The following is a 13,714-nucleotide window of genomic DNA, read 5'->3' as shown; positions in this document are numbered from 1 at the left end:
GGCCGCGCCCGCCAAGAAGGCCCCGGCGAAGAAGGCCGCCCCGGCCAAGAAGGCGGCGGCCCCGCCGCCGCCCCCGCCGAAGCGGCCGATACTCTTCCGGGCCGTCCGGGCGCTCTGGCTGGGCCTGGCGCACTCGGTGGGCGCGGTGTTCCGCGGCTTCGGCCACGGCGCCCGCAACCTGCACCCCGAGCACCGCAAGGACGGCGTGGCGCTGCTGCTGCTGGCGCTCGCCCTGGTCACCGCCGCGGGGACGTGGTTCAGCCCGCAGGGCTGGCTCGGCGAGGCCGCCACCAACGTGGTCTCCGGCCTGTTCGGCCGGCTCGACGTGCTGGTGCCGTTCCTGCTCGGCGCCCTCGCCGTCCGGCTGATGCGCCACCCCGAGGTGCCGGAGGCCAACGGCCGGATCGCGATCGGCCTGAGCACCCTGGTGGTCGGCGTGCTGGGCCTGGTGCACATCGGCTGCGGCGGGCCCGCGATGGGTGCCGGGGCGACGAAGATCCGGCAGGCCGGCGGTCTGATCGGCTGGGCCGCGTCCACCCCGATGATGGCCGCGGCCGGTCCGCCGCTGGCCGTCCCGCTGCTGCTGCTGGTCGCCTTCTTCGGCCTGCTGGTGGTCACCGCCACCCCGGTCAACCGGATCCCCGAGCGGCTGCGGCAGCTCGGCGTGCGCCTGGGCGTGGTCGAGCCGCTGCCCGGGGACCTGGAGGAGGCCGCGCCGGACGCCGACCGGGAGTACTCCACCGCCCCGCCCGAGGACGCCGACCCGGACGCGCTGCCGATCACCGTCGAGAACGACGAGCTCTCCGCCCGCCGCAGGCGCCGCCGCCGCAAGGGCGAGGACCCCGGGGGGACGGAGCCCACCGAGCCGCTCTCCCTCGAGAAGGACCCGTACCAGACCCGCGACCTGGCGGCCGGCGTCGCCGCCGACCTGGACGGCGCGCTGCTGTACGGCGTGCCCGGCTCGCCCGCGGTGGCCAGCATGCTCGGCCAGGTCAAGGACGCCGTACCGGACTCGACCACGGGCGCTCCTCCCGAGGAGCCGTGGACCCCCGAGGTGCCCGCCGCGCGCACCGTCGAGGACCGCACCGCCGCCCCCGAGGGCCACGGCGAGGCCCCGGCCCGGATGGAGCAGCTCCAGCTCTCCGGCGACATCAGCTACGCGCTGCCCCCGCTGGACCTGCTGGAGCGCGGCGCCCCGGCCAAGGCCCGCTCCCGGATCAACGACGACGTGGTGGCCCAACTGACCGGCGTGTTCGCCGAGTTCAAGGTCGACGCGCGGGTCACCGGCTTCACCCGCGGCCCGACGGTCACCCGCTACGAGGTCGAGCTCGGCCCTGCCGTGAAGGTCGAGCGGATCACCGCGCTGGCCAAGAACATCGCCTACGCGGTGGCCACCCCCGACGTGCGGATCATCTCGCCGATCCCCGGCAAGTCCGCGGTCGGCGTGGAGATCCCCAACCGGGACCGGGAGATGGTCACCCTCGGCGACCTGCTGCGCTCGCGCACCGCCGCCGAGGACGGCCACCCGATGGTGGTCGGCATGGGCAAGGACGTCGAGGGCCACACCGTGATGGCCAACCTGGCGAAGATGCCGCACGTCCTGGTGGCCGGCGCCACCGGCGCGGGCAAGTCCTCCTGCATCAACTGCCTGATCACCTCGGTGCTGGTGCGCGCCACCCCCGACGAGGTCCGGATGGTGCTGGTCGACCCCAAGCGGGTCGAGCTGACCGCCTACGAGGGCATCCCGCACCTGATCACGCCGATCATCACCAACCCGAAGAAGGCCGCCGAGGCCCTCCAGTGGGTGGTGCGCGAGATGGACATGCGCTACGACGACCTGGCGGCCTACGGCTTCCGGCACGTCGACGACTTCAACGCCGCCGTCCGGGCCGGCACCGTGCAGCCGCCGCCGGGCAGCGAGCGCGAGCTGGCGCCCTACCCGTACCTGCTGGTGATCGTCGACGAGCTGGCCGACCTGATGATGGTCGCCCCGCGGGACGTCGAGGACTCGGTGGTCCGGATCACCCAGCTCGCCCGCGCCGCCGGCATCCACCTGGTGCTGGCCACCCAGCGCCCCTCGGTGGACGTGGTCACCGGCCTGATCAAGGCCAACGTGCCGTCCCGGCTGGCCTTCGCCACCTCGGCGATGGCCGACTCCCGGGTCATCCTCGACCAGCCCGGCGCCGAGAAGCTGATCGGCAAGGGCGACGCGCTGTTCCTGCCGATGGGCGCCTCCAAGCCGGTCCGGATGCAGGGCGCCTTCGTCACCGAGGCGGAGATCGCCAGGGTCGTCCAGCACTGCAAGGACCAGCTGACCGCCCGCTACCGGGACGACGTGGTGGTCGGCGGCGGGCCGAAGAAGGAGATCGACGAGGAGATCGGCGACGACCTCGACCTGCTGATCCAGGCCGCCGAACTGGTGGTCACCACCCAGTTCGGGTCGACCTCGATGCTCCAGCGCAAGCTGCGGGTCGGCTTCGCCAAGGCCGGCCGGCTGATGGACCTGATGGAGTCCCGCGGCATCGTCGGCCCCAGCGAGGGCTCCAAGGCCCGCGACGTCCTGGTCAAGCCGGACGAACTGGACGGTGTACTGCTGACCCTCCGGGGGTAGGCGGCGGGCGGTCGCGCGGCCGGGGGCCACCGTGACCGCCTGTCAACTCCTGTAGCGAGACCGTGGCACGTTCGGGCCCCCTCCGGTTGAGAAACGTTCCGCCTCCACCCCTAGACTGGTGCCTCAGCAGGTGGCCTCCGCTCGAAAGGCGTGCCCAGTGACCATCGGCAAGTCCCCCCACAGCTCCGCCCCCGACTCCTCCGCGCCCACCGCCGCCGAGGAGTCGAGTCGTGCCACCGCCGGCGGGCCGAGCATCGGGCGGCAGCTCGCCAGGGCCCGGATCGACGCCGGCCTGACGGTCGACCAGGTCAGCACCCGCACCCGGATCCGGGTGCCGATCGTGCACGCCATCGAGTCCGACGACTTCGAGCGCTGCGGCGGCGCCTTCTACGCCCGCGGCCACCTGCGGCTGCTGGCCCGCGAGGTCGGCCTGGACGGCGAGGCGCTGGTCGCCCGGTACGACGCCGAGCACGGCGGGGCCCCCGTCCGGCCGGCCGGCCAGCTGGTCGACCCCGGCCCGATCAAGGTCCGCGACCACAACCGGCCGAACTGGACCGCCGCGATGGTGGTCGCCATCCTCGCCGTGGTCGCGCTGATCGGCTACAACCTGGTCGGCTCCTCGTCCCCCGGCGGCGACCAGCCCGGCGCGGCCAGCGCCCCGCTGCCCTCCGCCGCCTCCGCCCCGGCCACCACCGCCCCGTCCGCCCAGCCGCCGGCCCCCGAGAGCAGCGCCGGGGCGATCGCCGCCGCGCCCGCCGACAAGGTCACCGTCAAGCTGGTCGCCGGGCCGGACAAGAGCTGGGTCACCGCCAAGGACGGCAGCGGCAAGTCGCTGTTCTCCAACAACCTGGAAGCCGGCCAGGACCAGACCTTCACCGACCCCAAGAAGATCACCCTGGTGATCGGCAACGCCGGGGCCGTCCACCTGTTCGTCAACGGCAAGGACCTCGGCCCGGCCGGGCAGGACGGCCAGGTCGTGCACCTCACCTACACCCCCGGCGACCCGCAGGCGGGCTGAACCGGGACGATCCGGCCCCGCGGCAACGCGCACGCCCTCCGGGGGGAACTCCACCGGGGGGCGCGCGTTAATCTTGGCGTCATGCCTGAAACCCGCACTGTCGCCCTGGTCACGCTCGGATGCGCCCGCAACGAGGTCGACTCCGAGGAACTCGCCGGGCGACTGGAGGCCGACGGCTGGCGACTGGTGGACGACGCCAGCGAGGCCGACGTCGCCGTCGTCAACACCTGCGGGTTCGTCGAGGCCGCCAAGAAGGACTCCGTCGACGCCCTGCTGGAGGCCAACGACCTCAAGGGGCACGGCCGCACCCAGGCCGTGGTCGCGGTCGGCTGCATGGCCGAGCGCTACGGCAAGGAGCTCGCCGACGCCCTCCCCGAGGCCGACGGCGTGCTCGGCTTCGACGACTACGCCGACATCTCCAGCCGCCTGAACACCATCCTCTCCGGCGGCCACGTCGAGGCCCACACCCCGCGCGACCGCCGCAAGCTGCTCCCGCTCACCCCGGTCGAGCGGCAGGCCGCCGCCGCCGAGGTCGCGCTGCCCGGCCACGGCGCCCCCGAGGACCTCCCCGACGGCCTCGCCCCCGCCTCCGGCCCGCGCACCCTGCGCAAGCGGCTGGACGACGCCCCGGTCGCCTCGATCAAGCTCGCCTCCGGCTGCGACCGCCGCTGCTCGTTCTGCGCCATCCCGGCCTTCCGCGGCTCCTTCATCTCCCGCCGGCCCTCCGACGTCCTGAACGAGGCGGTCTGGCTGGCCGGGCAGGGCGTCCGCGAGGTCGTCCTGGTCTCCGAGAACAACACCTCCTACGGCAAGGACCTCGGCGACATCCGCCTGCTGGAGACCCTGCTCACCGAGATCGCCGCCGTCGAGGGCATCGAGCGCGTCCGGGTCAGCTACCTGCAGCCCGCCGAGATGCGCCCCGGCCTGATCGACGTGATGACCGGCACCGACAAGGTCGTCCCGTACTTCGACCTGTCCTTCCAGCACTCCGCGCCCGCGGTGCTGCGCCGGATGCGCCGCTTCGGCTCCACCGAGCAGTTCCTCGGCCTGCTGGAGTCGATCCGGGCGAAGGCCCCCGAGGCCGGCGCCCGCTCCAACTTCATCGTCGGCTTCCCCGGCGAGAGCGAGGAGGACTACGCGGAGCTGGAACGGTTCATCATCCACGCCGGGCTCGACGCCATCGGCGTCTTCGGGTACTCCGACGAGGACGGCACCGAGGCGGCCGGCTACGACGGCAAGCTCGACCAGGACGTGGTGGACGACCGGGTCGCCCGGCTCTCCAAGCTCGCCGAGGAGCTCACCGCGCAGCGTGCCGAGCAGCGGATCGGCAGCGAGGTCACGGTGCTGGTGGAGTCGGTCGAGGACGGGGTGGTGGAGGGGCGCGCCGCCCACCAGGCCCCGGAGACCGACGGCCTGACCACCCTGCTCGGCGTCGGGGCCGAGGACGCGGTGGTCGGCCGGTCCTACCGGGCCACCGTGGTCGGCACCGAGGGCGTCGACCTGGTCGCCGAGGCGATCGTGCCGCTCGGAGCCGACGTATGACCAAGGGGCCGGGGGCCCCGGCCGCCACCCGGCCGACCCCGGCCGCCGTCCCGCCGCAGCCCGGCGTGTGGAACATCGCCAACGTGCTGACCATGTTCCGGCTGGTGCTCGTCCCGGTCTTCGCCGCGCTGCTGTTCGCCGACGGCGGGCACGACCCGAAGTGGCGGGCCTTCGCCTGGGCGGCCTTCGCCATCGCGATGATCACCGACGTGTTCGACGGCGCGCTGGCCCGCCGCAAGGGCCTGGTCACCGACTTCGGCCGGATCGCCGACCCGATCGCCGACAAGGCGATCATGGGCACCGGCCTGATCGGCCTGTCCCTGCTCGGCGACCTGCCCTGGTGGATCACCGTGGTGATCCTGGCCCGCGAACTCGGCATCACGCTGATGCGGTTCTGGGTGATCCGCTACGCCGTCATCCCGGCCAGCCGCGGCGGCAAGCTCAAGACGCTCGCCCAGGGCACCGCGGTCGGCATGTACGTCCTGGTGCTCACCGGGCCGCTGGCCACCGGCCGGGCCGTGGTGATGGGCGTCGCGGTGTTCCTCACCCTGGCCACCGGCCTCGACTACGTGCTGCAGGCCGTCCGGCTGCGCCGCGAGGGCATCGCCCGGGAGCGCCGCGGTGGGTGAGGACGGCGCGGCCGCCCGGGCGCTGGCCGCGCTGCGGGCCGACGGCGCCACCCTGGCCGTCGCCGAGTCGCTCACCGGCGGCCTGCTGGCCGCCGCCCTGGTCGGCGTCCCCGGCGCCTCCGCGGTCTTCCGGGGCTCGGTCACCGCGTACGCCACCGAGCTCAAGGCGTCCGTGCTCGGCGTCGACGAGGGCCTGCTGGACGTGTACGGCCCGGTCCACCCGGTGGTGGCCCGGCAGATGGCCGAGGGGGTGCGCCGCCTGCTCGGCGCCGACTGGGCGCTGGCCACCACCGGGGTGGCCGGGCCCGAACCGCAGGGCGGGCAGCCGGTCGGCACCGTCCACGTGGCCCTCGCCGGGCCGACGGGAACAGAAGCGCTCCCGCTCCGGTTGTCGGGTGGGCGTGACACGATCCGGCACGGGGCGGTGGACGCCGCGCTGGGGCTGCTGCTCCGGCGGCTGGCGGGCACCGCGGGCTGAGCCCCGCCGGGAACCGAGCCTGCCGAAAGCACCGGCCCGGGGCGCCCAAAACCCGTGAACCCGCCGCACCCGGCGGGAGATCGTGTTACACCGGATGCTCCGGCCGGACGGAAGACGGCCGGGGGGAATCACGTCGACCCGGCGTCGACCGTGCGTCCGGAGCCGGACATCCACCCGTCACGGGGGGTTCGACGGCTCCGGAGGGGAAGAATCAGGGAGGGGTGCCTTGCAGCCCAGAGTGAACACGACCCCGGTCCCCGCACGGGATGCTGGCAAGGCGGTACGGTGGGGTCGTGACATCTCGATCCGCAGTCCGAGGAGGGAGGCACCGATGATTCTGCTCCGTCGCCTGCTGGGCGATGTGCTGCGTCGGCAGCGCCAGCGCCAGGGCCGCACACTCCGCGAGGTGTCGGCAGCCGCCAGGGTTTCGCTCGGGTACCTCTCCGAGGTCGAGCGGGGTCAGAAGGAGGCGTCCTCCGAACTGCTCTCCGCCATCTGCGACGCGCTCGACGTGCGGATGTCGGAGGTCATGCGGGAGGTCAGCGACGAACTGTCGCTCGCCGAACTTGCGGCGATGGCCACCCTCTCGGAGGGTGATCTGCTGAGGCCGGTGCTCGAACCGGTTCCGCTGCCGGCCCCCGGCGTCGACCGGTCCGGCTCCATCTCGCCCAAGGCGGCGATGGACGTGGTGGCGGCCTGACCGGACCTCGACCGTCCCGCGGACGCGGGACGCCGGGTGAAGGAGGGCCACTATGCGGAGTGCGCGCAGTGCGCTGCTGTTCGGTGCGTCGGCACTGGTCGGCCTGGGCCTGATACTGCTGCTGGTGAGCGGCACCGCGATACACGGCGGTGCCGCTCTCGGCGTGCTCGCGGCCGGGTGGTGGGGGATCGGGCTGGTCCCGGTGCACGCCAGGACGACGCCCCCGGAGCCGCGGAGACGGGAAACGGACCCCGCGCCGCCGGACCCGGCCGGGGCGGGCGCCGCTCCCCCGGACGGGTGAAGCGGCACCCGGGCTACCGCATCCGGTAGCCCTTCGGGGTGGGGTGGAAACCGGCCGCCTCCAGCCCCGGGCCCAGCGGGCTGGTGAGGGCCGGGTGGCCGTTGACGCGCTCGACGGTGAGCGGACCGGCCAGCGCGCCCAGCGCGGCCTCCAGGGCCGGGCCCCCGTCGGCCCAGGCGAGCAGCGACCTGCCGCCGCGCTCCAGGTACAGCACCAGCTCGCCGTCGACCAGCACCACCAGCGAACCGGCCTTGCGGCCCGGCCGGTGGGCGGCCGCGGTGTCGGACGGCGGCTCCGGCCAGGGCAGTGCCGCGCCGTACGCGTTGGCCGGGTCGGCGGCGGCCAGCACCAGCGCCTGCGGGGCCCGCGCCGCGCCCCCGGTGGACCACTCGTCGCCCGTCTCCCGCTCCAGCCGGGAGCTGACCGACCGCAGCCGGTCCGCGGCGCCGTCCATGGCGAACTGGGCGCCGCCGAGGCCCTCGACGAAGTACCCCCGGCGGGCCCGGCCGCGCTCCTCGAACACCGACAGCACCCGGTAGGCGCCCGCGAACCCGCCCGGGACGCGCTCGGCGGCCACCGCGCCCCTGGTCAGCACCCCGTGCCGGTCCAGCAGGGCCTGCGCCCGGGCGGCGGCCCGCACCGTCTCCTCGCCGCCGAACGCGGGCAGCAGCGACCAGCGGCCGACCGCGGTCGGCGGGCCGGTGCGCGAGGCGGGCCGGGCCAGGCCGCGCCCCGCGCCGCCGTAGCGGCCGCGCGGGGTGGCGCGCGGCGCCCGGTGCGCGGTGGCGCCCGCGGTGCGGCCCGAGCCGAGCAGGCCGCGCAGCGGGGCCAGCGTGTCGTTGGTGGCGTACCCGGCCCAGACCAAGTCCCACAGGGCGTCGGCGATCTCGGCGTCCGGCACGTCCGGGACGCGCTCGGCGAGCTGGCGGAAGAACGCGCCGTAGCCGCCGCTGAGCGCCTCCAGCAGGGCGGTGTGCACCGGGCCCGGGGTGAGCGGCAGCGGCTCGGGGCGCAGCAGGTGGGCGTTCTCCGGCAGGTGCAGGCTGATCCAGCCGTCCTTGCCGGGCAGCGCGCCCGCGCCGGACCAGCCGATCTCGCCGGCCGCCATCATCTCGTCCAGCAGGGCGGGGGAGTAGTCGGTGAGCCGGGCCGGCAGCACCAGCTTCTCCAGCGCGGAGGCGGGCAGCGCGGTGCCCTGGAGCTGCTCGACCACCCGGTAGAGGCCGTCGGCGCCGCGCAGCCGGTGCCCGGCCAGGTGCTGCCACTGCGGGAGGAAGTCGGCCAGCGCCCTCGGCGGGACGGCCTCCACCTCCTGCCGCAGCGCGGCCAGCGAGCGGCGGCGCAGCCGGCGCAGCACCTCGGCGTCGCACCACTCGGGGACGGCGGCGGAGCCGCCGGGCCGGAACTCGCCCTGGACCAGGCGCCCGGCGGCGGTGAGGCGGTGCAGGGTGCCGGTGACCACGGCACTGCCGAGGCCGAAGCGCTCCGCGGCCTCCTGCGCGGTGAACGGGCCGTGGGTGCGGGCGTACCGGGCCAGCAGGTCGCCCAGCGGGTCCTTGACCGGCTCGGTGAACGCCTCGGGGACGCCGACCGGCAGCGGGGTGCCCAGGGCGTCGCGCAGCCGCCCGGCGTCCTCGATCGCGGCCCAGCGCAGCGCGCCGCCGGTCCGGACCTGGATCGCCCGGCGGGCGGCCTCCAGCTCCAGCGCCCACAGCGGCTGGGCGCCGCGCTCGGCCAACTCGGCCTCGGAGAGCGGGCCGAGCAGCCGCAGCGCGTCGGCGACGCCCTCGGCGTCCCGGACCCTGCGCTCGGGGGTGAGCCGCTGCAGCTCGGCCTCCAGCTCGGCGAGGACCTGCGGGTCGAGCAGCTCGCGCAGCTCGGCCTGGCCGAGCAGTTCGGACAGCAGCCGGGAGTCCAGGGAGAGGGCGGCGGCCCGGCGCTCGGCGATCGGGGAGTCGCCCTCGTAGAGGAACTGGGCGACGTAGCCGAACAGCAGGGAGCGGGCGAACGGGGACGGCTCGGGCGTGGTGACCTCGACCAGGCGCACCGCGCGGGACTCCAGGTCTCCCATCAGCTCGACCAGGCCCGGCACGTCGAACACGTCCTGCAGGCACTCGCGGACGGCCTCCAGGACGATCGGGAAGGAGCCGTACTCGGCGGCCACCTCCAGCAGTTGGGAGGCGCGCTGGCGCTGCTGCCACAGCGGGGTGCGCTTGCCCGGGTTGCGGCGCGGCAGCAGCAGGGCGCGGCCGGCGCACTCGCGGAACCGGGCGGCGAACAGGGCCGAGCCGCCGACCTGGTCGGTGACCAGCTGCTCGACCTCGGTGGCGTCGAAGACCGCGGCGTCCGCGCCGACCGGGGCCTCGTCGGCGGCCGTCGCGGGCGCGGCGGAGGGGAAGTCGGCCAGCAGGTCGGCGTCCGGCAGGCGCAGCACGATGCCGTCGTCGGCGTGCATCACCTGCGGGTCCAGACCGTGCTTCTCGCGCAGCCGGGCGCCGATGGCCAGCGCCCACGGGGCGTGCACCTGGGCGCCGAACGGGGAGTGCACGACGATCCGCCAGTCGCCGAGCTCGTCGCGGAACCGCTCGACCACGATGGTGCGGTCGTCCGGCAGGTGGCCGCAGGCGGCGCGCTGCTCGGCGAGGTAGGCGAGCAGGTTGCCGGCCGCCCAGTCGTCCAGGCCGGCCGCGCGCAGCCGCTCGGTGGCCGCCGCCGGCTCCAGCGCGCCGACCTCGCGGACGAACGCGCCCACCGCGCGGCCGAGTTCGAGCGGGCGGCCGAGGGTGTCGCCCTTCCAGAACGGCAGCCGGCCCGGGACACCGGGGGCGGGGGTGACCAGCACCTTGTCGTGGGTGATCTCCTGGATCCGCCAGGAGGTGGTGCCCAGGGTGAAGACGTCCCCCACCCGGGACTCGTAGACCATCTCCTCGTCCAGCTCGCCCACCCGTCCGCCCCCCTTCTTGGGGTCCGTGCCCGCGATGAAGACGCCGAACAGGCCGCGGTCGGGGATGGTGCCGCCGGAGGTGACGGCCAGGCGCTGGGCGCCGGGGCGGCCGGTGACCGTGCCGGCCACGCGGTCCCAGACCAGGCGGGGGCGCAACTCGGCGAAGGCGTCGGACGGGTAGCGGCCGGCCAGCATGTCCAGCACGCCGTCGAACGCGGACTGCGGGAGGGTGGCGAACGGGGCGGCCCGGCGGCACAGGGCGAGCAGCTCGTCGACGTCCCAGACGTCCAGCGCGGTGATCGCGACCAGCTGCTGGGCCAGCACGTCCAGCGGGTTGCGGGGCACCCGCAGGGCCTCGATCCGGCCGCTGCGCATCCGCTCGGTGACCACGGCGGACTGCACCAGGTCCCCCCGGTACTTGGGGAAGAACACGCCCCGGGAGACCGCGCCGACCTGGTGGCCGGCCCGGCCGACCCGCTGCAGGCCGGAGGCGACCGAGGGCGGCGACTCGACCTGCACCACCAGGTCGACCGCGCCCATGTCGATGCCCAGCTCCAGGCTGGAGGTGGCCACCACGGCGGGCAGCCGGCCGGCCTTCAACTCCTCCTCCACCAGCGCCCGCTGCTCCTTGGAGACCGAGCCGTGGTGCGCCCGGGCCAGCACCGGCGGCGCGCCCGCGGCCGCCCCCGAGCCGCCCATCAGCTCGGCGGGCGCGTGCGCCCCGGGCAGCGGGGCGCCGGTGGCCCGCTCGTGGGCGATTTCGTTCAGCCGGTTGCACAGCCGCTCGGCCAGCCGGCGGGAGTTGGCGAACACGATGGTCGAGCGGTGCGCCTGCACCAGGTCGACGATCCGCTCCTCGACGTGCGGCCAGATCGAGGACTGCCGCTGCGGGTCGTCCTCCTCGGCGGGCGCGGCGGGCAGGTCCGCCAGGTCCGGGACGGGGACGACCACGGACAGGTCGAAGCGCTTGTCGCCGCCGGGCCGGACGATCGCCGCGCCGCGCTGAGGGCTCAGGTAGCGCGCCACCTCCTCGACCGGGCGGACGGTGGCCGACAGGCCGATCCGGCGGGCCGGGCGCTCCAGCAGCTCGTCCAGCCGCTCCAGGCTGAGCGCCAGGTGCGCGCCGCGCTTCGTCCCGGCCACCGCGTGCACCTCGTCCAGGATCACCGTGTCGACGCCGCGCAGCGCCTCCCGGGCGGCGGAGGTGAGCAGCAGGAACAGCGACTCGGGGGTGGTGATCAGGATGTCCGGCGGCTGGGTGGCGAACTTCCGGCGCTCGGCGGCCGGGGTGTCGCCGGAGCGGACGCCGACCCGGACCTCGGGCTCCGGCAGGCCCAGCCGGACGGCGGCCTGCCGCAGGCCCGCCAGCGGGGCGCGCAGGTTGCGCTCGACGTCGACCGCGAGGGCCTTCAGCGGGGAGACGTAGAGCACCCGGCAGCGGCGCTTCGGGTCGGCCGGGGGCGGGTCGGCGGCCAGCCGGTCCAGCGCGGAGAGGAAGGCCGCCAGCGTCTTGCCGGAGCCGGTCGGGGCGACCACCAGCACGTCCGTCCCGAGCCCGATGGCGGACCAGGCCCGGGACTGCGCCTCGGTGGGCGCGGCGAACGCCCCGGTGAACCAGGCCCGGGTGGCCGGGGCGAAACCCTGCAGCGGATCGGCGTCGGAGATGGCCATGACCCCATGGTGCCCCGACACGCTGACAGGTCACGGAACGGTCACCGTCTGACCCAATCCCGTGCAGCAAATCGTACAAATCGCTCATATCGTGAGGATCCGGACCCGACTTCCCGGCGTCCGGCCCTGCCTGACGAGCGGAGACCGTGCGATGGAGCAGGTGAGCCAGGCCCCCAGCAGCACCCCCGCCACCCGTCGGCGCCGCAGCGTCCGGGTGCTCGGCGCGACGCTGCTCACCGGACTGCTGCTCGGCGGCGCCGTCCCGTACGTCACCGGCACCGGCGGCACCTACCTCAGCTACCTGGTGCTGGACGAGCGCACCGACGCGCAGGGCGCCGAGCACGCCGCCGACCGGACCCGGGCGCTCGGCGGCAAGGTCGTCCAGGACTACCCGCAGATCGGCGCGGTGCTCGCCTACGCCGGCCCGCGGTTCGCCGCGGAGCTGCGCCGGCAGCCCGGGATAGCCGCCGTCGGCGCCACCCGCACCGTGCCGGTGCCCTCGCCGCCCCGGCCGCTGGCCGGCTCCGGGTTCACCGGCGGCGACGGCGGCGACGGCGGCGACGGCACCCGGACGGTCGCCGGCCCGCGACCCGCCGACCCGGGGCCCGCCGATCCGGGGCCCGCCGGCCTGGGTCCCGCCGCCGACGACGCGGCGGAGGGCGCGAACCTGGCGGAGGGCGCCGACGACTCCACCGCCACCGTGCCCGACCCCGGCGAGCAGTCCGACTGGAACCTCGCCATGATCGGAGCCCTCGACCGCCCCACCGGGCACGCCGCCGCCCTGCTGCGCCCGCCGGTCGCCGCCGGCGCCGGCACGCCCTCCGCCGACCGGGCCGGCGCGCTGCCCACCGCCCAGCAGCTGGCCGGGGTCACCGTCGCGGTGCTGGACTCCGGCGTCGACGACACCCACCCCGACCTGCGGGCCGCCGTCGACCCGGCCGCCTCCGCGTCCTGCGCCGACGGCCGCCCCGACTCCCGCAGCGGCGCCTGGCGGCCCGACGACGCGATCAACGAGAGCGGCCACGGCACCCACGTCGCCGGGATCGTCGGCGCCGCCCGGGACGGCCACGGCGTCACCGGCGTCGCCCCCGGCGTGCGGATCGCCGCCGTCCGGCTGCTCGGACCGCTCGGCCAGTACTACGCCGAGAACATCGTCTGCGGCATGCTCTGGGCCGCCGACCACGGCGCCCGGGCGATCAACGACAGCTACTTCGCCGACCCGTGGAAGTACAACTGCCCCGAGGACGCCGACCAGGCCGCGCTGGCCGCCGCCGTCGGCCGGGCCGTCGCCTACGCCCAGCGCAAGGGCGCCGTGGTGGTCGCCTCCGCGGGCAACGACGGGCAGGACCTCAACGCCGGCCGCGAGGACCGGCGCAGCCCCAACGACCGCACCACCGGCCCCCCGGAGGACCGGCGGCTGGGCACCGAGTGCATCCGGCTGCCCGGCGAACTGCCCGGCGTGGTCACCGTCACCGCCGTCGACCGCACCGGCCTGCCCACCTCGTACAGCAACTACGGCCGCGGCAAGGTCTCCATCGCCGCCCCCGGCGGCGACCCCGACGGCGGCACCCAGGGCGCGGTCGTCTCCGACTGGCCCGGCGGCCGCTACGCCGCCCTGGCCGGCACCTCGATGTCCGCCGCGCACGTCACCGGCGCCGTCGCCGTGGTCGCCGCCCAGCACCCCGACTGGGACCCCGGGCGGATCACCGCCGCGCTCTCCCGCGCCGCCGCCGACAACTGCGCCCGCACCCTGCCGTTCGGCTGCCGGCACGACTACTACGGCGCCGGGATCCTCGCCCTGCCGACCGGCTGACCCCGCC

The 13,714-nt window shown here is 75.6% G+C and carries 9 protein-coding genes; 8 read left to right on the top strand and 1 reads right to left on the bottom strand.

Annotated elements, in window-relative coordinates; genetic code table 11:
* From ACFUEL_RS21405 to ACFUEL_RS21375, 7 genes are all read left to right on the top strand, one after another.
* Nucleotides 1-2,611, top strand: a 2,611-nt coding sequence (locus ACFUEL_RS21405) for a DNA translocase FtsK (RefSeq protein WP_380238050.1), incomplete at its 5' end; no start/stop codon positions are given.
* Between the two features lie 157 nt (nt 2,612-2,768).
* On the top strand, nt 2,769-3,629 hold the full coding sequence (locus ACFUEL_RS21400) for a helix-turn-helix domain-containing protein (protein WP_380238048.1): 861 nt from the start codon (nt 2,769-2,771) through the stop codon (nt 3,627-3,629).
* Between the two features lie 81 nt (nt 3,630-3,710).
* On the top strand, nt 3,711-5,171 hold the full coding sequence (rimO, locus tag ACFUEL_RS21395) for a 30S ribosomal protein S12 methylthiotransferase RimO (protein ID WP_380238047.1): 1,461 nt from the start codon (nt 3,711-3,713) through the stop codon (nt 5,169-5,171).
* The gene (gene pgsA / locus ACFUEL_RS21390; protein WP_380238045.1) at nt 5,168-5,800 is read left to right on the top strand and encodes a CDP-diacylglycerol--glycerol-3-phosphate 3-phosphatidyltransferase; all 633 of its coding nucleotides are present in this window, start codon (nt 5,168-5,170) and stop codon (nt 5,798-5,800) included. Before rimO ends, pgsA begins: the two co-directional genes overlap by 4 nt.
* On the top strand, nt 5,793-6,278 hold the full coding sequence (locus tag ACFUEL_RS21385; protein ID WP_380238043.1) for a CinA family protein: 486 nt from the start codon (nt 5,793-5,795) through the stop codon (nt 6,276-6,278). Before pgsA ends, ACFUEL_RS21385 begins: the two co-directional genes overlap by 8 nt.
* Before the next feature lie 331 nt (nt 6,279-6,609).
* Nucleotides 6,610-6,978, top strand: a complete 369-nt coding sequence (locus ACFUEL_RS21380; protein ID WP_030457965.1) for a helix-turn-helix domain-containing protein — start codon at nt 6,610-6,612, stop codon at nt 6,976-6,978.
* A gap of 52 nt (nt 6,979-7,030) precedes the next feature.
* Nucleotides 7,031-7,279 carry a hypothetical protein gene (locus ACFUEL_RS21375; RefSeq protein WP_380238042.1) on the top strand — a complete coding sequence of 83 codons (249 nt, stop codon included), beginning with the start codon at nt 7,031-7,033 and terminating at the stop codon, nt 7,277-7,279.
* 13 nt (nt 7,280-7,292) lie between these two features.
* Here the strand turns inward: ACFUEL_RS21375 and ACFUEL_RS21370 are convergent, their stop codons facing one another.
* Complete coding sequence (locus ACFUEL_RS21370) at nt 7,293-11,894, bottom strand: ATP-dependent helicase (RefSeq protein WP_380238040.1); 4,602 nt, start codon at nt 11,892-11,894, stop codon at nt 7,293-7,295.
* 151 nt (nt 11,895-12,045) lie between these two features.
* Here ACFUEL_RS21370 and ACFUEL_RS21365 point away from each other — a divergent pair, with 151 nt between their 5' ends.
* A complete protein-coding gene (locus ACFUEL_RS21365; protein WP_380238038.1) occupies nt 12,046-13,707 on the top strand; it encodes a S8 family serine peptidase in 1,662 nt (553 codons plus the stop codon).
* Nucleotides 13,708-13,714: the final 7 nt, after the last annotated feature.

Source organism: Kitasatospora sp. NPDC057198 (assembly GCF_042670125.1).
Classification (GTDB): Bacteria; Actinomycetota; Actinomycetes; order Streptomycetales; family Streptomycetaceae; genus Kitasatospora.
Note: the sequence above shows the minus strand (reverse complement) of the source record. Positions and strands in the feature narration are given on the sequence as shown.